The sequence below is a fragment of the Bacillus sp. FSL R5-0422 genome (genome assembly GCF_038610765.1).
Classification (GTDB): domain Bacteria; phylum Bacillota; class Bacilli; order Bacillales; family Bacillaceae; genus Bacillus; species Bacillus pumilus_O.
The window spans coordinates 3180146-3203614 of record NZ_CP152014.1 but is presented as its reverse complement, the minus strand read 5'-3'; the positions used below and the strand labels follow the sequence as shown (position 1 = coordinate 3203614).

Sequence of the window (23469 nt, the reverse complement as noted above, 5' to 3'; positions counted from 1 at the left end):
TCGAATGATGTATTAGAGTATTGCATAAACCAACCTTACAGCATATAATAATGAAATTAGTGGAATCGAAAGGATACAGACATGGATAATAAGGGTTTGAATCAAGAAGAGTTTTTAAAAATTTTGATGTACGCTCATGATATTGGTGAGAATTCAAATGATGTCACAACAAAAGAAATGCTTGAAAATCTGATTGCTCATATTCGAAATGGTCTTGTTTCATAAAAGTAACCCCCTGCTAGTGATGGCAGGGGGTTTTTGTCTGCTTTTATGAATGGAACGAAAGCTCCCAGCATACGATGTCTTTACAAGTATAAGGCGTATAGGGAGCTGATGGTGTCATGAATATAGCCATTGCAGGCTGTGGATATGTGGGACTGGTCACAGGTGTGTGTTTAGCGGAGGCGGGGCACAATGTGGCGTGTATTGATATTGACCGGAGAAAGATCATGCAGCTAAAACAGGGACGTCCACCAATGTATGAGCCAGGATTAAAAGATCTGCTGAAACGCAATCTTGCGCAAGGACGAATTCAATTTCACATAAATGGAGAGGTAGCCTACCAGCAGGCTGATGTGTTAATGATTGCGGTTGGTACCCCGCAGCAAGCAGATGGCCAAGCTGATTTACAATATGTGCTTCAAGCTGCAAAGGAGATCGGTACAAAAGCAAAATCAGGTGCGGTTCTTGTGGTGAAAAGTACAGTGCCTGTTGGAACAGGTGATCAAATCGAACAGATGATACATCAAGAATTAGGACGGAAAGAGCCATTATCAATTGCATCTAACCCAGAGTTTTTACGAGAAGGCTCTGCCATTTCAGATACATTGAGGGCAGATCGGCTTGTGATTGGGGCTGAAACAAAAGCGGTATTAGACCGGCTCGAGGAGATGTATGCTGATTTCCACTTGCCAGTAGTCAATACAGACCGAAAAAGTGCAGAAATGATCAAGTATGCATCAAACGCTTTTCTTGCGACCAAAATCAGCTTCATGAATGAGATCGCCTCTATTTGTGAGAAAACAGGTGCTGATGTGGAATGGGTGGCGCAGGGAATGGGGCTCGATCAACGGATCGGTTCTTCGTTTCTCAAGGCGGGGATTGGCTACGGAGGTTCTTGTTTCCCAAAGGATACAAATGCACTTGTCCAAATCGCAGGGCATGTGTCGCATGATTTTGAGCTACTAAAGGCTGTTATCAAAGTAAACAACGAGCAGCGAGCCGGTTTTATCAGAAGTATTCAAGAGAGACTGGGGGCAAATCTTGAAGGGAAGCGAATTGCACTTCTTGGTCTTGCTTTTAAACCGAATACAGACGATATGAGGGAGGCGCCATCTGTTCCAATAGCTCATGAACTCCATCAATTAGGCGCGGAGCTTGTGGCTTATGATCCTGTTGCCTCACGCCATGCCGCTCGTGAATTACCGGATCAAATCGTGTTTGCTCATACGATTGAAGAAGCGATAAAGGATGTCCATGCAGTGTGTATATTAACAGAGTGGACAGAGATTCAGACGTTTCCTCTCAAGTCCTATAAGGAATGGATGAGACAGCCGCTTATTTTTGATGGACGAAACTGTCATACACTTGAAGCGGCAGAACAAGCAGGAGTCGAATATCATTCGATTGGGCGCAGACCAGTTTCTCCAATCTATATGTAAAAGAAAACCGATAACAGATGATGTTATCGGTTTTTTTAATGCGGTAGAATGAATCCGCCATATAAAAAGGCAGCCACAATGAGAAAGGCGGGGTGCATTTTGTATTTAGTCATAAAGAAAAAGGAGATCGCAGCAATGGCAAGCGATTGCATCCAGCCAATGGCTTTCACTGCATCTCCGCCAATTTCCCATGTTAATAAAAGCATCATCATCGCAATGACAGGCTGGACGGATAAGGTCATGCCTTTGACGACAGGTGATTGGCGAAAACGGTCAATCAGCTTGAGCAATAGAATCAATCCAATGGCTGATGGCAGTACAGTTGCAAGCAGTGCCACAATAAAGCCTGGCCAGCCCATGACGTCATAGCCGACATATGCTGCGATTTTCGTCGCAATTGGTCCTGGAAGTGCATTGGCTAAAGCAAGCATATTGGAAAATCCTTCGTTCGTCATCCAATGAAAATGGTTGACGATTTCTTCATAATTCAGCGGAATTGATGCAGGTCCTCCGCCATATCCTAATAGATTGGACAAGAAGAATGCCCAGAATAAAAAGAGAATCAGCATCATGAAGACACTCCTTTCTCTTTATTTGGTCGATTCCAGCGTTGTTTTAGTTTGAAATGAAATGCGCCATAGCATAAAAAGATAATGACAATGATTCCTGGATGAATGGACAGGACCTGCAGCCCGATAAAGGCCAGAAGGAACAGAGTAATCCCGAAGATCATTCCGAAGCCTTTCAGCGTTTTTTGTCCAAATTCGTATGCCATGATCCCAAGTAGAACGGCAATGACTGGTGTCACAGCGCCAATCATATTTTGAATGATTTGTGAGGAGCTCAAGACGCTGACAAGTGTGACGAGTGCCACCATGGCGAGACATGTCGGTAAAATATGGGCAGCTGTTGCGACGATTGCGCCGAATACGCCTTTCAATCGATAGCCGAGATAGGCTGAAATTTTGGTCGCGATCGGACCTGGTAATGCATTGGCGATGGCGAGTGTTTCTCCAAATTCGTCATCATTGACCCATTGATATTTCACCACCGCTTCATGACGAATGAGTGGTATGACGGAAGGACCTCCGCCAAAACCGAGAATGCCGGTTCGCACCATAGCGATGATGAGTTCGATATATGATTGCAAGTGCTTCAACTCCTGTCTACAATTTCATGCCCATTCGGCTTTTGTACCGTTTAATAAGCATTTGGCAGTCCACACTCACGACGCCTTCTAGCGGGTACAGTTTTTTTGTTAGAAATGTCTCCATTTCTTGTTCGTTTTGAAAAATGCCATGCATATGCAGTTTGCTTGGCCCTGTCATGTGATAAAGGCTTGTGACAGCTGTTTCTTGCTCAAGCTGAAGGGCGACTGCTTCTAAAAATTTCGGCTCCACTTCTACATTAAAGAAGACAGAAACATGAATGCCGATCTTAGCAGGATTGATGACTGTTGTGAATCGTTCAATGACGCCTGCTTCAATCAGCTGCTGAATACGGGCTTGCACAGCAACACGTGAAAGACCGACTTGTTTCCCGAGATCCGTATAAGACATACGCCCGTCCTCATGTAATAGGGATAAAATTTGTTTATCTCGTTCGTCTAATGTTAAGTTCGGAATGCTATAGTCGTTTGACACCGTATGACCACCTTTCTTCTGTTGATATTTTAACACATTTTATTACGAATGGAATGTATATAATTAAATTTACTAACGAAATGAATATCAATAAAGTGATGTATATTCCTTTCGCATAAAAAGACACCCCGGAATCACCGAGGTGTCTTTCTTTTATTGATCTGGGCTGCTTTCTGCACTGGCAATTTGCTGTGCGAGGTCAGCTCGATCAATGTCTGCTTGGAAGAATTCCTGCGTGTTCGGCAGGTGTAAATTCATATGACGCTTTTGTGAAATTCGGATGGTCACTTGATCAACAGTGTAATCAAATACGTGTCCGCCAACACTTCGATCGTCATCAATGAAATGAAGATGATATCCACTCACCGCAATTCCATGTGCATACTGCGGTGTACGGAAACCGGCGATTGTTCCTTGAATATCCTCGAAATCGAAGATGGGCTGTGACTTGACTGCTTCCACCATCGGAACGTAAGGTTTTTCCTGTTTTTCGACCGTACGTGTTTGAACCTTTTTGAATGTACCATCAATGCGGATCGCATAAAACACATTCTTACTCGGTAAAATGCGGTCGATTTCTTCTTCTAACTCTTTGCTCGTCATGGCTGCATCAATTCGATGAACGATATCAGTTTCAAAGAATGCTAGAGAGCAGAAAGGCGAATAGTCTAGATCGGTAACTGGTGTCGCTGTTCCATCCGAGCGCAGTCGATAAAATGCGCCGTCAAAGCCGATCAGCTCTCCATCTAATTGATTGAATGTACCAATGCCGAAATCACCGTGCTCGGGAATTTGTGAAAGGGAGAAATCTCCATCATATACGGCTTCTAGCAAAGAGGTCATCGTCGATACTTGATAGACTTCTTGCTGTTTGTCATGTTGTCTTGTGTCGTTCTGTTGATTCATTGGGTGCATCATACCCATATCCGCTCACTCCTTTGGTGTAATGTATGGACAACTTATCTAACGTTCAATGTGTGTGTTTCACGAAAGACTTCTGGCCATTTTTGACTGGCGAGGTCTGGGTTGTCTTGATAGTCAATCGGAATATCAATAATAACAGGTCCTTCTATGTTTATACCCTTTTGAAGGACAGTTGAAAGCTCTTCAGGTGAGTTTACTCGTAATCCAGTCGCTCCAAAGCTTTCTGCATATTTCACTAAGTCGATCTGTCCGAATTCAACGCAGGATGTGCGGTCATATTTCATTTCCTGCTGAAATGCCACCATATCGTATGTGCTGTCATTCCAAACAAGGTGAACGAGATTTGTTTTCATGCGGACGGCTGTTTCTAGCTCCATTGCAGAGAAGAGAAAACCGCCATCACCAGAGACCGAAACGATCTTTTCATCTGGATTCAATATGGAAGCCGCAATGGCCCATGGTAAGGCAACACCTAATGTTTGCATCCCGTTGCTCACAAGGAATGTGTTCGGCTCATAGACGCGGAAGTGACGCGACATCCAAATTGCGTGAGACCCGATATCACAAGTGACCTTCGTGTCATCAGGAATCAAGCGTCTTAATGTATGAATGACATCCAGCGGATGAGATAGATGACTTTCTCTTTCTGGTGCTTTTTCAATGTCGCTTAACAGCTCCTGCAATTCAGTAACGAATTCAACTTGTTCTTTGCATAGAGAAAGTGGAACACTGTCATGGGCTAGATGTTTAATGGTTTCAGCTATATTGCCGACAAGCTCAAGTGCCGGCTCGTAAAAATGATCGATATCTGCTTGCATGTCATCGACATGGATGATCTGTCGCTGTTTCGGCTGAATATTCCAATGCTTTGGATCATATTCAATTGGATCAAAGCCGATGCTCAAAAGGACATCTGCTTGTTCAATGAGAAGATCTCCCGGCTGATTTCGGAATAAACCGATTCTGCCTACATATTGAGACTCAAGCTCTCTTGAGAGAACGCCGGCTCCTTGGTATGTTTCAACAAATGGAATTCCAAGTGTTTTCAATAATGTTCTTGTAGCCTTTGCAGCAGCTGGACGACTTGCTTTCATTCCCACAATGGCAACAGGTAAGTGTGCATTTTGAATTTTGGCGATAGCCGAGCTGATGAGAGCATCCGGTGCAGGACCTAGTTCTGGAGAAGGGTGAGCAGACACTGGTGTTTGTGTGGTGTGTTCTGTCACGACATCTTGTGGAAAGCTGATAAATGCTGCTCCAGCCTGCCCCTTTTGTGCCGCGCGAAAAGCATTTGTTAAGGCTTCGGGTATATTATGAACGTCTTGTACTTCAACACTGTATTTTGTGACTGGTTTGAATAATGCCGCATTGTCGAGTGATTGATGTGTTCGTTTGAGCCGATCAGCACGAATGACGTTTCCAGCGATTGCGACAACAGGGTCACCTTCTGTATTAGCTGTTAATAGACCTGTTGCTAAATTAGATGCGCCAGGACCTGATGTGACGAGACAAACACCTGGTTTGCCAGTTAAACGGCCGACAGCAGCTGCCATAAAGGCGGCATTTTGTTCGTGTCTGCATAGGACAAGCTCTGGACCTCTGTCTTTTAATACATCAAATACGGCGTCAATTTTTGCACCTGGAATCGCAAAAACATGGGTCACACCTTGAGCAATCAGCGTATCAACAATCAATTCTGCTCCTCGTCTTGTTAGGGGTTGTGCTTGAGAATTCATTTACCCCGCACTCCTTTCGGCAAGTAAAATTTTTTATGAAAATATATTTTCATGATATGATTTACTATACATTTCAAAATGGAAAATTTCCAATATATGTTTAACGTGGTTTTAATATGTTTCACGAATAAGTGTGCGAGGGGTGAAAGGATGGAACTGAGACATTTGCAGTATTTTGTCACAGTAGCGGAGGAGCTGCATTTTGGCAGAGCAGCCGCACGGTTGAATATGACACAGCCTCCACTTAGTCAGCAAATTAAGCAATTTGAAGAAGAATTGGGATTTCCTTTGTTTCACCGGTCGAAGCGAGTAGTGGAGCTAACAGCTGCTGGAAAGGTCTTTTTACATGAGGTGCGGGGTGTGCTGCATCAGCTTGATAAAGCCGTTGATCATGCCCGGCATACAGCAAGAGGAGAGCTGGGAAAAATCATCATAGGGTTTGTTGGAACAGCGACATATGATATTCTGCCACCAGTTGTACGCGAATTCAGAGAGCTGTATCCCTCTGTCAGTATTGAGCTGGAGCAGCTTTCTGTTCCGCAGCAGCTAGGCGCGCTTTTAAATGGGGAGATTGATATCGGTTTTTTACATCCTACATCTCCTCATGAAGAACTGATCAGCCGTTTGATGAAGCAAAGTGAATGTATTTTTGCGATTCCGAAAAATCATCCGCTGGCGAAAAAAGAGGCGGTCACGATCGAAGATATTCGAAATGAACCGATTATTTCTTTATCACAGGAATCATGGCCGTCCCTTTATCAACACTTTGTCCTGCTATGTGAAAAGTACGGGTTTTCTCCAAATATCGTGCAGGAAGCGGCGGAATATCAAATGGTGATTGGCCTTGTCACAGCTGGGATCGGCATTGCGGTCATTCCGAAATCAGCCCGGCGTTTATTTAATCTAGATGTTGTGTATCGGTCGATTGAAGGTGAACAGCTTCTGGCAGAATGGACGATTTCCTATAGACGAGAAAATCATAATCCTGCTTTATTTCATCTTGTCCACCATATCCTGCATCGCACCGAGTCTGAATCAGAGGCATAGAAAAAGAGATATGGTATGATGTCGATACACCAAAAGGAGGCTTGTCTGAAGTGATTACGTTGCAAATGGATCAGCTATCACGAAAAGAAGCATATAAATTATTATCGGGTTCTATTGTTCCACGACCGATTGCGTTTATTACAAGTCTGTCTAAAGACGATATCGTAAATGCCGCACCATTTAGTTTCTTTAATGTCATCAGCGGACACCCACCGCTCCTCGCCGTTTCTATCGGACGACGAGAAGGTCAGATGAAAGATACAGCGCAGCATGTGATTGACAGGGGAGAATTTGTGGTCCATGTGAGTGATGAAGCGATAATAGAAGATATTAACGAAACAGCTGCTACGCTGCCACAGGAAGAGAGTGAGCTGGATCGAACCGGTCTTCATCAAGTACAGAGCCATGTCGTTTCAGTTCCGGGAATTCAGGAAGCACGTATTCGCTTTGAATGTCGGCTTGAAAAGCATCTTACCTTTCAAAATGATGAAGGGGAGATCACGGTCGATCATATCATTGGCCGGGTTGTGTGTGCGCATTTAGATGAGGCTGTGTATGATGCGGAAAAAGGTTATGTTTCGACTCATGAATTAAAGCCAGTCGCACGTTTAGCGGGAAATGATTACGCCCATTTAGGGACGTCATTTGTGCTGAAAAGACCAGAATAATAGGAAAAACCCCCGAGGGAAATCGGTGGTTTCAGCGTGTAGACAAACCCTCGCATTCGTTGTCAGTCCTGCGTGCTGGTGCTCACGAATGTCAAATTCGCTCCGCGCCAGTACTCGTCCTTCCTAGGGCTGCAAAGGTTTTCTATCACGCTGTAAAGAAGACAAAGAGCTAAAATCAAGATCATTTTAGCCCTTTGTCAACAATCTATACCCCCGAGGGAAATCGGGGGTTTTGTGTTTATTTTTTCTGTTCTAGTTTCAGTGGTGCTGCGATGTTCTTTTCTACTTTTTTCCCTTTTAAGACGTCGCTTGCAGCACCGACTGCTAGTTTCCCGATCAACTCTGGCTGCTGGGCGACTGTGGCAGATAGTTTTCCTGCTTTGATTGAATTGAGTGCATCTTCGTTTCCGTCAAAGCCAACGACGAGAATGTCTTTTCCAGAGCTTTGAATTGCTTCTAGAGCGCCAAGTGCCATTTCATCATTGTGGGCAAAAACAGCTTTGATGTCAGGGTTTCCTTGAAGGAGGTTTTCCATGACATTCAATCCTTTTGTTCGGTCGAAGTCAGCCGCTTGTTTTGCTGTCACTTTTAGATCTTTATCTGCTATTTGGTGGAATCCTTTTCCGCGCTCACGTGTAGCAGAAGCGCCTGGTACACCTTCTAATTCAGCGACTTTGGCTCCTTTACCGACCTTGTCGATGATAAAATTGGCCGCCATTTCGCCGCCTTTGACGTTATCTGAGGCAACAAGTGCTTCTACTTTTCCGCTTTCAGCTGAGCGGTCTAATGTGATGACTGGAATATCAGAAGCATTCGCTGATTCAACAGCAGTCGATATAGCAGACGAGTCCGCTGGGTTGATAAGTAAGGCGTCGACCCCTTGCTGAATTAAATCTTCTACGTCACTTGTTTGTTTCGCTGAATCATTTTGTGCATCTGCAATGACAACTTCGATGCCAAGCTTTTTCGCTTCTTTTGTCACCCCGTTTTTGAGAGAAACGAAGAATGGGTTGTTTAAGGTCGAGATCGAGAGACCGATTTTGATGTCTTTTTTCTTCCCATCTTTTGTTGATTTGGCCCACTCTGGCGATTCTAGCGAGCAGGCAGAAAGCATGAACAATGAGAGAGTCAAAATGAGAATGAGATATTTTTTCATAGCAGCTGCCTCCTTAAGCAGATTTCTTTCTGTCTAGTAGGACTGCAATCAAGATGACAATCCCTTTCACAACAGATTGATAGAATGATGAAACTCCAAGTAAGTTCATACCATTGTTCAGGACTCCGATGATGAGCACCCCAATCAGTGTGCCGACAATTCTTCCTCTACCGCCAGACAGGCTTGTCCCGCCAAGTACAACAGCAGCAATCGCATCAAGCTCATAGGATGTACCAGCTGTTGGCTGCGCAGAATTTAGACGAGATGTTAAAATGGCACCTGCTAAAGCAGACATGAAACCTGCCAATGAATAAATCATTATTTTTACGCGCGGTACTTTGATTCCTGAAATAAGCGCAGCTTTTTCATTTCCGCCAATGGCATATGTTCTTCTGCCGAAAGGCGTTTTATGAAGCAGTACCCATAGTACGATAAAGGTGAGAAGCATCGTGATCGCTGGAACAGGAATGCCTAAGAAATATCCGCGGCCGAATAACTGAAAGGCGTAGTTCGAGCCGAGTCCTGTAATCGGGTTTCCGTTTGTATAAACAAGTGTTAATCCTCTAAAAATGGTCATCGTGGCAAGTGTTGCGATAAAAGGAGCCATTTTTCCTTTTGTGATTAAAAGACCGTTGACCATCCCAAGAATAGCGCCGATGATACTGCCAACGATAATCGCTAAAATCGGGTCCATACCAGACACGATAAATCCGGCAGTCAGCGCACTAGAAAGTGCTAAAATGGCACCGACCGACAAATCAATTCCTCCGGTTAAAATAACAAATGTCATACCAAAGGCAATGAGGGCATTAATGGAGATTTGTCTCAGTAAGTTTAAGATGTTTAATGGCTCTAAAAAGGCCGGGTTTAAAATAGAAACAATGGCGACAAGGATGATGAGTCCTAAGAATGGCCCAAGCTTTTGCATGATGTTGTCAAATCGTCCATTTGAAGTAAGTGGTTTCATGTTACTTCCCTCCTGTAGCAAGTGTCATAATTCGTTCTTGTGTTGCGTCTGCTTTATTTAATTCTCCGCTGATGGTTCCTTCATGAATGACAAGCACTCGATCGCTCATCCCTAAAATTTCTGGTAGCTCAGAGGAGACCATTAAAATGGCAACACCTCGATCGGTCAGTTCATTCATTAACTGGTAGATTTCTCGCTTCGCTCCGACGTCGACACCTCTTGTCGGTTCATCTAAAATCAAGACCTTCGGCTGGATGCCGATCCATTTGGCGATGACGACTTTTTGCTGATTTCCACCAGAGAGACTGCGAGCAGAGATTTCAGAGGAAGCCGTTTTAATCGTCAATCTTTTGATAAGGAGGTCAACAAAATCCTGTTCGTTTTTTTTATCGATCAGTCCCTTTGGAGAGAAGCTTTTTAAGTTTGGCAGACCAATGTTTTCTCGAATGGAAGCATCCAGCATAAGTCCTTCATCTTTGCGATCCTCTGTAATAAAGCCGATGCCGAGCTTGACGGCATCACTTGGTTTTTTAATGACAGCCTTTTTTCCATGAACCCAGATTTCCCCTTGATCAAGAGAATCAAGACCAAACAGTGACCGCATCATTTCGGTCCTGCCAGCGCCCATTAAGCCTGCAATACCGACGATTTCTCCAGCTTTAACGGAGAAACTGATATCTTGAAATTGTCCTTTTCTTGTCGCTTGCTTTACCTCAAGGATCGTATCTCCTAGAGAAGGCGTTCTCTCAGGGTATCGATCTGTTAATTCGCGGCCGACCATTTTTTTGACGACCTCATGGAAATTCGTTTCAGGTATGGCTTTCGTATCGACCGTTTTCCCATCACGCATGATTGTAATCCGGTCGCAGATCGCAAAAATTTCCTCCATACGGTGAGAAATATAGACGATGGATACGCCTTCTTTTTTGAGAGATTCAATAACCTGAAAGAGTTTTTCAATCTCACGATCTGTTAGAGCTGCCGTTGGTTCATCCATGATGATGACCTTCGCATCCGTCATTAATGCCTTTGCAATCTCAATCATCTGTTTTTGACCAACAGAACAGCTACCTGCCTCTTCATCAAGCGAGAGGTTCACAGACAATCGGTCCAGCTGGCTTTGAGCAAGAACCTTCATTTTCTTTGTGTCTAGCAATCCAAACTTCGTATAGAGTTCTTTCCCGATGAATAGGTTTTCCAAGACGGTCATATCCGGCCATATGTTTAGCTCTTGATGAATAAAGGCGATACCGTGTTGTTCCGCTTCTTTCGGATTTTTGAAAGCGGTTTCTTTCCCGTCGATATGAATCGTTCCCTGGTCTAATGAATAAAGACCTGTGAGCAGGTTCATTAAAGTTGATTTTCCTGCGCCATTTTCACCCATGAGCGCGTGGACCTCACCTGTGACGAGGTCAAAGGAGACCCCGGAAAGAACGGTGTTTTTTCCAAAGGCCTTATGGATGTTATGCATCTCAATGTTCATATCTGGCTCCTCCTTTTAAAAGATGACACCGGCATGAAGAATGCAGTTTGCGTATGGGGTGGCTTCACCCGTGCGTATGACTGCTTTTGCCTGTTTGGTCATGTCTTTGAACGTCTCATGGTCTACATCATGTAATGGTTTTGAGAACGCTTTCTTTAGAAATAGATGATCTCGCTCATTGGCTTTTTGGATTTCACTAGCCACCGTAATGTGTTCAACCGCCATTTCCTGAAGAAGGAGGGAGGTGACCTCCTGAAAGGATGGTGTGCCGATCGTTAATGATAGGTCGATTTTGACTGGACCTTCTGGAATAGGCAGGCCGCAATCTGCGATGACGATTGTATCTGTATGACCAAGGTCAGCAAGTACTTTGGCGATATGGCTGTTTAGGATGCCGTTTTTTTTCATTTCTTTCTCTCCAGTTCTTCTCTTGTTGGCATACCGCCTTGTGCGCCAAACTTTGTGACGGACATAGATGCTGCAAGATTGGCAAAGGCAAGCGCGTCATAAAGGGATTTGCCTTCTGTTAGGGCGACAGCTAAGGCTCCGTTAAAGGTATCGCCTGCTCCTGTTGTATCAACTGCTTCGACTGGAAAGCCTGGGACTAGCACTTCTTTCAATCCGTCAAAATATCGAACCCCATTTTTTCCTTCAGTAATCAGTAATTTGTTAGGGTATTGACGCAAGGCGTCTTCAATTGAGCGTCCATTAAACATGAGAACAGCTTCGTGCTCATTCGGTGTAATATAGGTAGCCTGGTCTAACACTTGCTGTGATACTTTGCGGGCAGGCGCAGGGTTTAAAATCACAGGGATTTCTTTTTCGCTGCAAATGCCGCAGACAGCTTCAACCGTTTCTTCAGGTATTTCCTGCTGAATAAGCACCATTCCAATATCATCTATTGTAGAAAGTGCTTCTCTTACATAGTCAGGAGTGACCTTGTCATTTGCCCCTTTGACCACGACAATGCTGTTATCACCTTCTGCTAAAATGATATGAGCCGTGCCGCTTTCCATTTCGGTAACCGGTTTCATATATGAGGTGCGAACCCCTTGATCTTGTAAATTGCTGAGAATATCTTGACCATAAGTGTCATCACCGACTCGGCCGATCATGTATACATCAGCACCGAGCCTTGCACTGGCGACTGCTTGATTGGCGCCTTTTCCGCCTGGGACGGTTTTAAATGTTTCGCCTAACACTGTTTCACCGGCATTTGGTCGTTTATTCGAAGTGACGACTAAATCCATAGAGCAGCTTCCTACTACGACAATATGACTCATTGTGAATCCACCTTTCTTGTTGTTTCTCGTTCAATAAAAGAGACGGGCATTTGGATAACTGGTTGATCTATCGGTTGTTTTTGAATCGCTTTGATTAACAGCTGCGCTGCTTCTTTTCCCATTTCATAGGCAGGCTGCCTAATCGTCGATAGGGAAGGGAAGAGCAGCTCACTTTGCGGAATATCGTCAAACCCAATGATTTGAACATCCTCTGGAACGGCTTTTCCGATCCGAAGCGCTTCATGTATGACCGCTGTTGCGACAATGTCATTACTGGCAATGATGCCATCTGTTTCAGGATACAGCTGGAAAAGAGCCTTAGCACTCTTGCGGGCTTCTTGAAAAGAAAACGAAGCATTAGACATCACTTGGAAGTCGACGCCTTTTTCGGTTAGTACATCGAGTGCACCTTTGAATCGCTGCCTCGCTGTTTGAAGGTGGGCAGGTCCTTTCAGCAGTGTGATCTGCCTGCTACCGCGCCTGATTAATTCCATTGCGGCCATTTTCCCGCCAGTTGTAGCATCTGCAGATACAGAAGGTGCATGCGAGACGGTTCGATCTAAGAACACAACCGGCAATTCATCATCATTGTATATATCTGATTCGGGTTCATTTGTGACAGCGATGACACCGACCACTTGATTTTGTTTAAATGTTTGTAGATAAGCCAATTCTTTCTCTAGATCTTCATCACTGTTACCGAATAATAACCGAAAACCTTGCGCATGAATCTCATCCTCTACGCCTCTAGCAAGCTGAGGAAAGAAGGGGTTTGTGATATCAGGTAAGATCAAACCGATTAAGCGAGATTCTCTTTTGAAAAGGGATCTAGCCACTTCATTGGGAAAGTAGTTCAGCTCCTGCATCGCCTGTGTCACGCGGGTTTTCGTATCTGTATGGACATATCCAGTATCGTTCAGTACGCGCGAAACAGTGGCAACAGATACTTGTGCAGCTTTTGCAACATCTTTAATTGTAGCCAATGGAGAGCCTCCCTTCTTCAATGTGTAACCGTTTACACAAATAGATTATCACGAAAGCTTTTAAATGACAATCTTAAAAAAATAAAAAAAGAAAAGAAAGATCACATCTTCCTTTTCTTAACTAATAATCCCTGTTTGTGTAATATTCACTTTGACTTTTGGGATGATTTTTACATTTGGGTATTCAGTAACCCAATTCATTTTCATATATTCATCATAGTGTTTTACCCGATATTTTCTGCCTAGGCTGAGGACGTCAGAGTTTGCTTCTTGCAGAACAGCTACCACTTTTTCTGCTTCTTTTGTCAAAATTGCGGAAAGCCTTTTGTTGAGCATTTCAATTTTCTTATCTGTGTCTAGATTATCTTTCGGGTATTCAAGGACAGAGGTCGTGAATTCATACTCGAGAGAAAAGGTTAAGTTTCGATGGTCAGGATTGATAATATTGATGTCTCTCTTCGAATCTGTCACTTGAATGGTGATGTAATTGTTCTCTTTTGATTTCATATCACTTCTTACTTTTTTAGTGAAGTTCGCATATTTTCCCATTTTCTCGTCCATGACAGTGAGAAGAATGGCATCTTGTCCATACAGCTCACCTTTCTTTTTCTCATTATCAAAGAGGGCGACGCCTTTTACACTCGTTAGTTTTTTCTCTTGATCATAGTGAAGTAACGGCAGGGTGAAATCCTCTCCAGTTTGCAGCATTTTGGAACGAATGCTTTGAATGTTTTTCGGTGCTACTTGGGAGGATCGAGCTGCAGTGGTGATAAGGTTATTTAAATAATCACTCACAATGAGCTTCTCCTTGAGGAGCTGATTGATTAATTCCCCGCAGCTTCCTCCCTGTACCACTGCAAGATTTGCGAGCAAAGGACTTTTTGGATCTCGATAAAACATATCTAAGTAAGGGAGAATCTGAGTTTGAGCAAATTCATCACCAATGAGCATGACCCGCATTTTTGACATATCAATTTTTTGATCGACAATTCGGCTGAAGTTGGTTCTTGCTTTTCTTAATGTAGGAGCTTCCGTTGTGAGAAGAGTGGTCAAATAGCTACCTGTATTTCCTTGCTCCATGCTTTGAGACTGCTGGACTTTACGATAGGTGATGGAAAATTTCGCATTGTCGTCCTCGCCTTGATCAACTGCAGACGTTAACACAAGAGAGATATTTTTTAATAAGTTTTGATCCCAGCAGCCAGGCATGAAGATTAGGGATATACACATGAGGAGCGTCAGCAAAAACTTATGACGCATGCGATTTCACCTTCCCTTTACGATGTTTGATAAAGATGATGATGGCCATAATAATCGGAAGTGTGTAAATAACTGAGATCTGAGCAATGGTCGTAAAGTCGTTGAAGCGCTGTATTCTAAAGTTATCGTTTGCGAGAAAACAGCTAGCTGCGTAAATGAAAATAGCAAAATAATAGACATATTTTTTATGCTCTTTTGTTTTAAGAAGGCTCGCTAGGCCATTGGCACAGAAGTAAAGGTAATTGCTAAGTGTGGCAAGAATAACAAACACCCAGAAACTAAGGAAAATTAAATCTGTTCGTTCAATTATTCCAAATGAAATGGTCTTTAATAGATAAAGCACAGGATTCGGAATGACATCAAGCTCAATCGGACTAAAGAACATAAAACAAATTAATGTAATAAATAGGTAGAAAAGCGTCGTGCATATATTTGAAATGGTCATGACCTTATACCGTTTTTTGATCGTGCCTTTCATGAAAGGAGAGATGATGAGAATCATTTCAAAGCCGTTCATTGAGAGCACCACATCTTTCAATCCAAGTTGAAACTGAGACAGGTCCGTTTGGAAGAAAGGCATGAGGTAATCAATATTGGTTCCTTTTAATGAATACAGCATGAGTAAAGACAGCATGAGTAATAAGGGCGTCAAAATAAAGTTAAATCTGACGATCGCTGTGATTTTTTCTTTTGCGATGTAGACGATAGAGATCATCAGCAATAAATTGATCACCCAGTTTGGCGTAAGCGGCAATACCCATATACCAAGCATTCTGGTGAAAATCGACAGAACCACAATACAGACCGAGGCAAAATATATGGTATACAGTCCGATCAAAATTCGTCCTAGCCATTTCCCATAGACTTTGGTTAATGCTTGGAAGAACGAGATGTCAGGATATTTCTGAATGATGTAAATAAATATGGTATTGATGATTTGAATAAAGACACCCGCTAAGATGATCGCCATCCACCCATCATGCCCCATATCCTTCATCAGCAGATGAGGAAGCGCTAAAATCCCTACACCAATTTGAGATTGAATGAGAAAAAAGACCGCTTGAGATGAGGATATTTTATTTTTCATTTTTCTTTTCCCATCCTCTCAATTGTTCAATTTGTTTTTTCTTTTGCGGATTTAAATAGACAGGACGCTGTTTGTACATCCACATAGGTAGTCGAATGACGGTATCCTTTAAATCCTGCCAGTTAAAAGGTGTAACAGGTGATAAGTACGGTACACCTAAAGATTCTAGGCGGCATAAATTCATGAGGACGATGGCAAGGCCAAATGAAATGCCGATAAAGCCAAACATTGAAGCCATGAACATGAGCGGAAAACGCAGCATCCTGATGGTAGACGTCATTTCAAATGAAGGAAGGACAAAGGAAGCAACAGCAGTCACGGCAACGACAACAATAAGAACATTCGAGATAAGTCCTGCTTGTACTACTGCATCCCCAATGACCAAACCGCCTACGATCCCAATGGTCTGCCCGATGGGTTTTGGCAGACGCACCCCAGCTTCCCGTATGAGTTCAATGGTAATTTCCATTAGCATGGCTTCTATTAAAGGAGGGAAGGGAATCCCAATAATAGAGTTCTTCATCGTAATGGCGAGCTCATCAGGGACCACCTCATAATGAAACCCAATCACGGCGATATAAAAAGATGGCAGGATGACTGCGATGATGCAGGCAAGATAACGCAAAACACGAATAAATGTAGCTGGTATCCAGCGGCTATTATAATCATCTGGTGATTGAAAAAAACTAAAAAAGGTGACAGGAAGAATAATTGCCATAGGGCTACCGTCCATCAGCACCACAATTCGACCTTCAAGAATGGCAGATCTCACCTTATCAGGGCGTTCTGTATCAATCAGCTGCGGAAAAATAGAAAATGAATCATCTTCAATTGCCTCAACGATAGAGCCGGGACTTATCAATGTGTCTACTTTAATAGAAGAAATCCGTCTGTTTAACTCTTCTACCTTTTCTTGATTCGCCACATCAGATATATAAACAATCGCAAGCTTTGTTTCTGATTTTGTACCGACCTTATGATACTGGATGGCGAGCTTCCGATCATTTAAGTGAGAACGCAGCAAATATAAATTCGTATCTAAACTTTCCACAAATCCATCATGAGCACCAGCAATGATGCTTTCTGAAGAAGGTTCTGAAATAGAACGCAGAGGAGGCTGTCCAACGGTAAACAATTTAACCTGTGAGGCATTTTCTTCAAGAAAGGCAATACTTCCTGCAATGATGCTGTCTGTAATCAGCGTCAAGTCACCAGTTTCGAGTGTGCTAAGAGATTTTGTATAATCCTGCTTTCCAGGTGGTCCTAACAAGTTGCCGATAATGAAATCATTTAGCTTGCCTTCATCTACTCTTGTTTTAATAAAAAACAAAACAGATTTCGTTTCATTCACCATTAACTCCCGGTATTCAAAATCCCCACTTTGCTGAAATGTCTTTTTCAGAATGCGGATTTTCTCCTCGAAGCTGCCTGATAAAAAATGCAAGCGTGTTTGTTCATTGGTGTTTGGCATCTTTAGCCTCCTCTCACAGTTTTTAACCATAGTGTGAGCGGAGAGTCCGATTTTATTCGTCATCTTAGTTGAAAGCATGACATAAGCTGACAACTTTCAACTAAAATCATATTAAAAATGTTAAGAAATGATGAATGTTGATAAAAACAAATGAATAATGTTTCATTGTTTAGGTCATAAGGAGCGAATATCGTAAAGAACAGGCATTTCAAAATGATCAATAGTTTACATCTTATCCCATTTTTTTGTGACCTTAAAATAAGCATATGGCTTGATTTTTTTAGTGGTGACCTTTGTCATAGGTCAACGCATCGCTTTCTGACGGATGAGGATGACTTTCTAACCTGTTCCTTCAAAAAACAAAAACATTCCAAAACACGCACTATTCATTTAAAGCGCTGATATGACTGATGTTATAGAGTTTAAAAGGTTTTAAAACATTGATTCAAAATACATCTTAACAATTGTCAAAAAATTTAGGGAGAAAAGGACAAAAGATTTTTCGATGCTTGATGGTAACGCTTACTCTTGATTGAAGCCAAAATTCAGGCTCTTTTTTGTCCATCTTTTGACCTTTTCATTTAAAGAAGAGCTAGGTCAATCCACCTTCTGATTAGAGGAATTTGGCATACGAGGAAGTGAAAGATTATGTTACATAATACCGATTGTGATTTTATGCTGAACCTATATACTGTTGATTGAATTTACATATCACACTCATAAAAAAAGGAGATGTAGATAAGCGATGTGGTTAATCGTTATAGCCTGTGTCATCATGTTAGGGATTGGCTTTATTGAAAAGAAGCGTCACCAGAAAAATATCGATGCCCTACCGGTGCGCGTCAATATTAATGGTATTCGCGGAAAGTCTACCGTTACAAGATTGACAACCGGTATCTTAATGGAGGCAGGTTATAAAACTGTCGGCAAAACAACGGGAACAGATGCAAGAATGATTTATTGGGATACGCCAGAGGAGAAACCGATTAAAAGGAAACCGCAAGGACCGAATATCGGTGAGCAGAAGGAAGTCATGAGAGAAACCGTTGAAAGAGGAGCAAATGCCATCGTCAGTGAATGTATGGCGGTCAATCCAGATTACCAAATTATCTTTCAGGAAGAGTTGCTTCAAGCGAATATTGGCGTGATCGTAAACGTTCTTGAAGATCATATGGATGTCATGGGGCCGACACTTGATGAAATAGCAGAAGCCTTTACAGCGACAATTCCTTACAATGGACACTTGGTTATTACGGATAGTGAATATACGGATTTCTTTAAAGAGATTGCGAAAAAACGCAATACAGAAGTCATTGTTGCAGATAATTCAAAGATTTCCGATGAGTATTTACGGAAATTTGAGTACATGGTCTTCCCAGATAATGCCTCACTTGCACTTGGTGTTGCACAGGCATTGGGAATTGATGAAGATACGGCATTCCGTGGAATGTTAAATGCGCCACCTGATCCAGGAGCGATGAGAATTCTTCCATTAATGGATGCGAAAACACCTGGACACTTTGTAAATGGTTTTGCGGCAAATGACGCATCATCTACATTGAATATTTGGAAGCGTGTGAAAGAAATTGGATATCCAACTGATGAACCGATTATTATCATGAACTGCCGAGCGGATCGTGTAGATCGAACGATCCAGTTTGCGGAGGATGTACTTCCTTATATTGAAGCAAGTGATCTCGTCTTAATTGGTGAAACAACAGATCCAATTGTAAAGGCATATGAGGATGGAAAAATTCCGGCTGACCACTTACACAACCTTGAATATCAATCTACAGAAGAAATTATGAACATGCTTGAGAAAAAGCTTCATAATCGAGTGGTTTATGGAGTCGGCAATATTCATGGTGCCGCTGAACCGTTAATCGAAAAAATTCAAGAATACAAAATTAAGCAGCTTGTCAGCTAGGAGGAAATATAGAAAATGTTCGGATCAGATCTTTATATCTCGTTAATTTTAGGTGTTCTACTTAGTTTAATCTTTGCAGAAAAAACAGGAATCGTACCAGCTGGACTTGTTGTACCAGGTTATCTAGCGCTTGTATTTAACCAGCCAGTTTTCATTTTAGTTGTCTTATCTGTCAGTTTGCTTACGTATGTCATCGTTCGCTTTGGTCTATCAAAATTTATGATTTTATACGGACGCAGAAAGTTTGCTGCGATGCTCATTACAGGGATTGCCTTAAAGCTTGTCTTTGATTTCTTCTATCCAGTGGTCCCATTTGAAATAGCAGAATTCCGCGGAATCGGTATTATCGTTCCTGGATTGATTGCGAACACGATTCAAAAGCAAGGTCTTACGATTACCCTTGGAAGCACGTTACTTCTAAGTGGTGCAACATTTGCCATCATGTATGTTTACTATCTATTTTAAGATAAGGTGTGTCCAATGATGAATAAAAAATTGAGCTTTCAGGAAAAGCTGCTGAAAATCACAAAGAGCCAAAAGAAAAAAACGAATAAACACGTGCTGATTGCTTTACCGATCGTCATTGCTTGTACATTTCTATTTACGTTTATCGGGCAAGCAAAAGTGCCAACTGTGCAAAAGAATCCAGAAAACATCCTGACCGCTTCATTTGTCGGTGACATTATGTTTGGAAGAAACGTAGAGAAAGTAACAGACCGTTATGGAAAACAGCATCTCTTCCGCTATGCCAAACCATACTTTGATGTATCAGATTATGTGACTGGTAACTTTGAGCATCCAGTCGCATCAGATCAAGAACAAGCGGCGCAAAAGAATATTCATTTAAAAACAGATGAGGATTCTGTCAAAGCATTGAAGGATTTGAATTTCTCTGCATTAAACTTTGCGAATAACCATGCGGCAGACTATGGTGAAAAAGGGCTAAACAAAACAATTGATGCCTTTGAACAAGCGGACATGGATTATACAGGCGCAGGCCGTAACCTTCAGGATGCGAAGCAGAACATTTCGTATAAAGAAGTAAATGGTGTCAAAATCGCTACACTTGGTTTTACAGATGTGTATGGGAAAGATTTTAAAGCAACGAATCGTAAGGCAGGTATCTTGCCAGCCGATCCATCTATCTTTATTCCGATGATTTCGCAGGCTGCTGAAAAGGCAGATGTCGTCGTTGTTCATGCTCACTGGGGACAGGAGTACAACAATGAGGTAAACGATAGACAAAGAGAATTGGCAAGAGCGATGTCAAAAGCTGGTGCTGATATCATTATTGGTGCTCATCCGCACGTTCTTGAGCCAATGGAAGTCTATAACGGCACGGCGATCTTCTATAGCTTAGGAAACTTTATTTTTGACCAAGGCTGGTCAAGAACACGTGATTCTGCACTTGTTCAGTATCATCTGAATGAAGATGGAAAAGCGACATTTGAAGTTGTCCCAATGTACATCAAAGAAGCAACACCTGCACCAGTTAAAGCAGGATCTTTTGAATCAAAATCCATTATCCGTATGCTGACAAATGGTACGAATGCGGATTGGAAAGAAAAAGACGGACACATTTTCTTTGAAGTAGATCACGCTGATAAAGTTAAACACTTAAAAGAAAACGGAGGGAAAGAGAAGAAATGAAATTTCTAAAAGCCAGCTGGCCGTTTGTTGCGTTAATTTTAGTCTTTGTCTTTATGTCTGCTTTTAAATTTAGTGACAGCCTCACAGATCATGAAAAACAAAAGATCTCGGTTGAAATGCAGAAAATCGAACAACAAAAACAGTCAAAAACGGAAGCAAGTAAATAACTCTAACGAGCATAGAGGGCACGCATTGCGTGCTCTTTTTTGTCGAAAAAAGGTGTAAAAGGTGAGGTGTCATGACGAAACTATAGAAGAAAGGAGGGGAAAAGATCATGAAATGGAAAGGAATAGTGATTGGTGGGTGTGCGCTCGTAGGGCTGATGTTCATGTCTCAATCAGAAGCAGCTTCTCAAACAGCATCTCCTTTGCAACAAGCGGAAAAGTTGATTGGATCACCCTATCATAAAGGAGGAACCGATCCAAAAACGGGCTTTGACGCATCAGGCTTTACTCAATATGTGTACAAGACATCAGGTGCATTTGATTTGCCTCGTAAGGTGATCGACCAGTATCAGATTGGGAAAAAGATATCATGGGACAAAGCCCAGCCCGGTGACCTCGTATATTTTCGCAGCTTAGAAGAAACAAAAGATATCCCGACACATGTGGCGTTGTACGCTGGTAACGATCTGGTCATTCACATCACACTTAGTCAAGGTGTGGTGAAAACGGACGTGAGCAAAAGTAAATACTGGACAGACCGGTTTTATGCAGTCAAACGGCTTCCAGGCACACCGGAAATCTCGGATCATCGTCTAGTGAAAGATGCGATGAAATATTTAGGTATTCCTTATGTATTTGGTGCAGCAGACCCTAAGATTGGCTTTGATTGTTCAGGCTTTTTACAATATGTATTTGAAAAATCACTAGGGATTTATTTACCTCGAAGTGCTGAACAGCAGTGGATGGTTGGAGAAAAAGTGGCATTAGATGATATACGTCCTGGGGATTTTGTCTTTTTTAGCAACACATACAAGCCAGGCATTTCTCATGTAGGGATGTATATTGGCGGTGATCGTTTTATTCATGCGAGCCGTTCGGAAAGTGTAACGATTTCTTATTTGTCTGAATCGTATTGGCGCGAAAAATGGACAGGTGCGAAACGATTAACAGAGCTGAAATTAGCAAAAGAAAATCCGATTGTCTCAAAAGCCGCTACGTATATTGGTGAAGTTCCTTATGTCAAAGGTGGGACGAATCCAAAGCAAGGCTTTGACACAGCAGGGTTCACACAGTACGTATATCGAGAGGTGCTTGGTATTGAGCTGCCTCGCTATGCGTCAGGTCAAGTCAAGACAGGTACCCCTGTGAAGCGGTCGGAGCTGAAGCCGGGAGATCTTGTTTTCTTTAATGGAACGTCATTGATGCCGGCGATTTATGCAGGATCAAACCAAGTCATTCATGTGACCGTCTCAAATGGTGTCGTGCTCACGAATATGAAAACAAGTACGTACTGGAAGGATAAGTATGAGACGGCTGTTCGAATTAAAAAATAAAGAAAAAGCCCGATCAATGCTCGTATCGGACTTTTAGATTTCTCTCTAGGCGCTGATCAGACAAGCGTCTTTTTTTCGTGGAATTGATTTTTTAAAAGCAGATCAATAAAGTAAGCGACACCGTCTTCATGATTGCCTTTTGTCATGTAAGTGCTCTTTTCTTTAATGACATCGACTGCATTCCCCATAGCAATGCGGTGGCCTGCTTCCTCAAACATGGATAGATCGTTGGGGCTGTCGCCTATTGCATAAATATGTGAGCGGTCTACGCCATAATGAGCTGCGAGTTTTTTTAGGGCATGTCCTTTCCCAGACTCTTTTGGAAGTACCTCTATGATATGTTTTCCAGAAGAGGTCAATGAAAGCTCAGGCATTTCTGAGAGGAGATCTCGTGCTTCCTGTAATTTATTCATATCAAATGAGAAGCAGAGTAATTTATAGGTCGCTTCATTCGACTCAAAAATCTGGCGAATATCATCCACTGGTTTGATGCCAAATTGTTTGAATTGAGTCATTGCCCCTTCCCATAAATCAGCTATATTTTCATTTGGATTCGCGCTTTTGATCACATCAAATTCTGCTTTTAGCTTCTCCTTTCCATCAAAAGGAGAGAGGAGCGCATCGTCCGTGTAAACCTCAAAGTAAATGTTTCGTTCTACTAATGCTTTAGCCGCTCGTTTTCCTGCTTCTTGGTCAAGTGTGATACGGCTGAAAAGTTCATAACCTTCTGTATGAACGGTTCCGCCGTTTGCTGCAATAATGGGGATGTCCAAATCGCCAAGCAGTTCCTTCACATCAAAAGTCGCCCGCCCAGTACAGATGGTGACAATATATCCCGCTTCCTTCGCGCGGATCAATGCCTCCCTGTTTTGAGCAGATATTTCACTTTTTGTATTCAAAAGTGTACCGTCTAAATCAATCGCAATCATTTTTTTCATCGCTGTCAAATCCTCCTTCATGCATGCAATCGCCTCTTCAAAGTATGTACGATTTCTTTCATTCTCATGAGCAATACGATGCTTGTT

At 42.4% G+C, this 23469-nt stretch carries 24 protein-coding genes; 9 read left to right on the top strand and 15 right to left on the bottom strand.

Features of this window, described 5'->3' with window-relative positions; translation table 11 throughout:
• Window positions 1–81 precede the first annotated feature (81 nt).
• Together MKX52_RS16400 and MKX52_RS16395 are read left to right on the top strand one after the other, a co-directional pair.
• Window positions 82–225 carry a hypothetical protein gene (locus tag MKX52_RS16400; RefSeq protein ID WP_003214884.1) on the top strand — a complete coding sequence of 48 codons (144 nt, stop codon included), beginning with the start codon at window positions 82–84 and terminating at the stop codon, window positions 223–225.
• A 116-nt stretch (window positions 226–341) separates the two neighbouring features.
• Window positions 342–1661, top strand: coding sequence for a UDP-glucose/GDP-mannose dehydrogenase family protein (locus tag MKX52_RS16395; RefSeq protein WP_342491056.1), 1320 nt, complete (start codon window positions 342–344; stop codon window positions 1659–1661).
• Between the two features lie 35 nt (window positions 1662–1696).
• Here MKX52_RS16395 and MKX52_RS16390 read toward each other — a convergent pair whose 3' ends face one another.
• The 5 genes from MKX52_RS16390 to alsS all read right to left on the bottom strand — a co-directional run bounded on the left by MKX52_RS16390 (window position 1697) and on the right by alsS (window position 5964).
• Window positions 1697–2230: a chromate transporter gene (locus MKX52_RS16390; protein WP_041816374.1), complete on the bottom strand. Its 534-nt coding sequence runs from the start codon at window positions 2228–2230 to the stop codon at window positions 1697–1699.
• Window positions 2230–2820, bottom strand: a complete 591-nt coding sequence (locus MKX52_RS16385; protein ID WP_342491055.1) for a chromate transporter — start codon at window positions 2818–2820, stop codon at window positions 2230–2232. Before MKX52_RS16385 ends, MKX52_RS16390 begins: the two co-directional genes overlap by 1 nt.
• Window positions 2821–2827: 7 nt before the next feature.
• Window positions 2828–3304, bottom strand: coding sequence for an Lrp/AsnC family transcriptional regulator (locus MKX52_RS16380; protein ID WP_041815982.1), 477 nt, complete (start codon window positions 3302–3304; stop codon window positions 2828–2830).
• 153 nt (window positions 3305–3457) lie between these two features.
• Window positions 3458–4228 (bottom strand): acetolactate decarboxylase, encoded by a 771-nt coding sequence (gene budA / locus MKX52_RS16375; protein WP_088003954.1) that lies wholly within the window; start codon window positions 4226–4228, stop codon window positions 3458–3460.
• A gap of 35 nt (window positions 4229–4263) precedes the next feature.
• Window positions 4264–5964: an acetolactate synthase AlsS gene (alsS, locus tag MKX52_RS16370; protein WP_088003952.1), complete on the bottom strand. Its 1701-nt coding sequence runs from the start codon at window positions 5962–5964 to the stop codon at window positions 4264–4266.
• Between the two features lie 150 nt (window positions 5965–6114).
• Here alsS and alsR point away from each other — a divergent pair, with 150 nt between their 5' ends.
• Both alsR and MKX52_RS16360 read left to right on the top strand, forming a co-directional pair.
• The gene (alsR, locus tag MKX52_RS16365; protein ID WP_012011500.1) at window positions 6115–7011 is read left to right on the top strand and encodes an acetoin biosynthesis transcriptional regulator AlsR; all 897 of its coding nucleotides are present in this window, start codon (window positions 6115–6117) and stop codon (window positions 7009–7011) included.
• 50 nt (window positions 7012–7061) lie between these two features.
• Complete coding sequence (locus MKX52_RS16360) at window positions 7062–7679, top strand: flavin reductase family protein (RefSeq protein WP_041815979.1); 618 nt, start codon at window positions 7062–7064, stop codon at window positions 7677–7679.
• 238 nt (window positions 7680–7917) lie between these two features.
• Here the strand turns inward: MKX52_RS16360 and rbsB are convergent, their stop codons facing one another.
• The 9 genes from rbsB to MKX52_RS16315 form a co-directional block, all read right to left on the bottom strand.
• On the bottom strand, window positions 7918–8835 hold the full coding sequence (gene rbsB, locus MKX52_RS16355) for a ribose ABC transporter substrate-binding protein RbsB (RefSeq protein WP_342491054.1): 918 nt from the start codon (window positions 8833–8835) through the stop codon (window positions 7918–7920).
• A 13-nt stretch (window positions 8836–8848) separates the two neighbouring features.
• Complete coding sequence (gene rbsC / locus MKX52_RS16350) at window positions 8849–9802, bottom strand: ribose ABC transporter permease RbsC (protein WP_342491053.1); 954 nt, start codon at window positions 9800–9802, stop codon at window positions 8849–8851.
• A gap of 1 nt (window position 9803) precedes the next feature.
• Window positions 9804–11285, bottom strand: coding sequence for a sugar ABC transporter ATP-binding protein (locus MKX52_RS16345; RefSeq protein WP_217016046.1), 1482 nt, complete (start codon window positions 11283–11285; stop codon window positions 9804–9806).
• Window positions 11286–11300: 15 nt separating this feature from the next.
• Window positions 11301–11693 carry a D-ribose pyranase gene (gene rbsD / locus MKX52_RS16340; RefSeq protein ID WP_088002346.1) on the bottom strand — a complete coding sequence of 131 codons (393 nt, stop codon included), beginning with the start codon at window positions 11691–11693 and terminating at the stop codon, window positions 11301–11303.
• Entirely contained in the window at window positions 11690–12568 is an 879-nt protein-coding gene (rbsK, locus tag MKX52_RS16335) for a ribokinase (RefSeq protein WP_342491052.1), read from the bottom strand. The genes rbsD and rbsK overlap by 4 nt, the downstream gene beginning before the upstream one ends.
• The gene (locus tag MKX52_RS16330; protein WP_342491051.1) at window positions 12565–13551 is read right to left on the bottom strand and encodes a LacI family DNA-binding transcriptional regulator; all 987 of its coding nucleotides are present in this window, start codon (window positions 13549–13551) and stop codon (window positions 12565–12567) included. The genes rbsK and MKX52_RS16330 overlap by 4 nt, the downstream gene beginning before the upstream one ends.
• Before the next feature lie 117 nt (window positions 13552–13668).
• Window positions 13669–14811 (bottom strand): Ger(x)C family spore germination protein, encoded by a 1143-nt coding sequence (locus MKX52_RS16325; protein WP_342491050.1) that lies wholly within the window; start codon window positions 14809–14811, stop codon window positions 13669–13671.
• Window positions 14801–15898, bottom strand: a complete 1098-nt coding sequence (locus tag MKX52_RS16320; protein WP_342491049.1) for an endospore germination permease — start codon at window positions 15896–15898, stop codon at window positions 14801–14803. Before MKX52_RS16320 ends, MKX52_RS16325 begins: the two co-directional genes overlap by 11 nt.
• A complete protein-coding gene (locus tag MKX52_RS16315; protein ID WP_342491048.1) occupies window positions 15888–17369 on the bottom strand; it encodes a spore germination protein in 1482 nt (493 codons plus the stop codon). Before MKX52_RS16315 ends, MKX52_RS16320 begins: the two co-directional genes overlap by 11 nt.
• Window positions 17370–18114: 745 nt before the next feature.
• On the opposite strand from MKX52_RS16315, the gene pgsB reads away from it, so the two are divergent.
• The 5 genes from pgsB to MKX52_RS16290 all read left to right on the top strand — a co-directional run bounded on the left by pgsB (window position 18115) and on the right by MKX52_RS16290 (window position 22444).
• Window positions 18115–19296 (top strand): poly-gamma-glutamate synthase PgsB, encoded by a 1182-nt coding sequence (pgsB, locus tag MKX52_RS16310; protein ID WP_012011489.1) that lies wholly within the window; start codon window positions 18115–18117, stop codon window positions 19294–19296.
• 15 nt (window positions 19297–19311) lie between these two features.
• Complete coding sequence (gene pgsC / locus MKX52_RS16305; protein ID WP_012011488.1) at window positions 19312–19761, top strand: poly-gamma-glutamate biosynthesis protein PgsC; 450 nt, start codon at window positions 19312–19314, stop codon at window positions 19759–19761.
• 18 nt (window positions 19762–19779) lie between these two features.
• On the top strand, window positions 19780–20946 hold the full coding sequence (locus tag MKX52_RS16300) for a CapA family protein (RefSeq protein WP_342491047.1): 1167 nt from the start codon (window positions 19780–19782) through the stop codon (window positions 20944–20946).
• Entirely contained in the window at window positions 20943–21113 is a 171-nt protein-coding gene (locus MKX52_RS16295) for a hypothetical protein (RefSeq protein WP_003213661.1), read from the top strand. The genes MKX52_RS16300 and MKX52_RS16295 overlap by 4 nt, the downstream gene beginning before the upstream one ends.
• A 107-nt stretch (window positions 21114–21220) precedes the next feature.
• The gene (locus MKX52_RS16290; RefSeq protein ID WP_342491046.1) at window positions 21221–22444 is read left to right on the top strand and encodes a C40 family peptidase; all 1224 of its coding nucleotides are present in this window, start codon (window positions 21221–21223) and stop codon (window positions 22442–22444) included.
• 56 nt (window positions 22445–22500) lie between these two features.
• Here MKX52_RS16290 and MKX52_RS16285 read toward each other — a convergent pair whose 3' ends face one another.
• Entirely contained in the window at window positions 22501–23382 is an 882-nt protein-coding gene (locus tag MKX52_RS16285) for a Cof-type HAD-IIB family hydrolase (RefSeq protein ID WP_342491045.1), read from the bottom strand.
• Between the last annotated feature and the right edge of the window lie 87 nt (window positions 23383–23469).

Coding starts and splice junctions, on each gene's coding strand:
- MKX52_RS16320 (WP_342491049.1), bottom strand. CDS start 15,898: ATGAAAAATAAAATATCCTCATCTCAAGCGGTCTTTTTTCTCATTCAA.
- rbsD (WP_088002346.1), bottom strand. CDS start 11,693: ATGAAAAAAAACGGCATCCTAAACAGCCATATCGCCAAAGTACTTGCT.
- pgsB (WP_012011489.1), top strand. CDS start 18,115: ATGTGGTTAATCGTTATAGCCTGTGTCATCATGTTAGGGATTGGCTTT.
- MKX52_RS16285 (WP_342491045.1), bottom strand. CDS start 23,382: ATGAAAAAAATGATTGCGATTGATTTAGACGGTACACTTTTGAATACA.
- MKX52_RS16290 (WP_342491046.1), top strand. CDS start 21,221: ATGAAATGGAAAGGAATAGTGATTGGTGGGTGTGCGCTCGTAGGGCTG.
- MKX52_RS16395 (WP_342491056.1), top strand. CDS start 342: ATGAATATAGCCATTGCAGGCTGTGGATATGTGGGACTGGTCACAGGT.
- rbsB (WP_342491054.1), bottom strand. CDS start 8,835: ATGAAAAAATATCTCATTCTCATTTTGACTCTCTCATTGTTCATGCTT.
- alsR (WP_012011500.1), top strand. CDS start 6,115: ATGGAACTGAGACATTTGCAGTATTTTGTCACAGTAGCGGAGGAGCTG.
- rbsK (WP_342491052.1), bottom strand. CDS start 12,568: ATGAGTCATATTGTCGTAGTAGGAAGCTGCTCTATGGATTTAGTCGTC.
- budA (WP_088003954.1), bottom strand. CDS start 4,228: ATGGGTATGATGCACCCAATGAATCAACAGAACGACACAAGACAACAT.
- rbsC (WP_342491053.1), bottom strand. CDS start 9,802: ATGAAACCACTTACTTCAAATGGACGATTTGACAACATCATGCAAAAG.
- MKX52_RS16345 (WP_217016046.1), bottom strand. CDS start 11,285: ATGAACATTGAGATGCATAACATCCATAAGGCCTTTGGAAAAAACACC.
- MKX52_RS16295 (WP_003213661.1), top strand. CDS start 20,943: ATGAAATTTCTAAAAGCCAGCTGGCCGTTTGTTGCGTTAATTTTAGTC.
- MKX52_RS16300 (WP_342491047.1), top strand. CDS start 19,780: ATGAATAAAAAATTGAGCTTTCAGGAAAAGCTGCTGAAAATCACAAAG.
- MKX52_RS16390 (WP_041816374.1), bottom strand. CDS start 2,230: ATGCTGATTCTCTTTTTATTCTGGGCATTCTTCTTGTCCAATCTATTA.
- pgsC (WP_012011488.1), top strand. CDS start 19,312: ATGTTCGGATCAGATCTTTATATCTCGTTAATTTTAGGTGTTCTACTT.
- alsS (WP_088003952.1), bottom strand. CDS start 5,964: ATGAATTCTCAAGCACAACCCCTAACAAGACGAGGAGCAGAATTGATT.
- MKX52_RS16315 (WP_342491048.1), bottom strand. CDS start 17,369: ATGCCAAACACCAATGAACAAACACGCTTGCATTTTTTATCAGGCAGC.
- MKX52_RS16325 (WP_342491050.1), bottom strand. CDS start 14,811: ATGCGTCATAAGTTTTTGCTGACGCTCCTCATGTGTATATCCCTAATC.
- MKX52_RS16400 (WP_003214884.1), top strand. CDS start 82: ATGGATAATAAGGGTTTGAATCAAGAAGAGTTTTTAAAAATTTTGATG.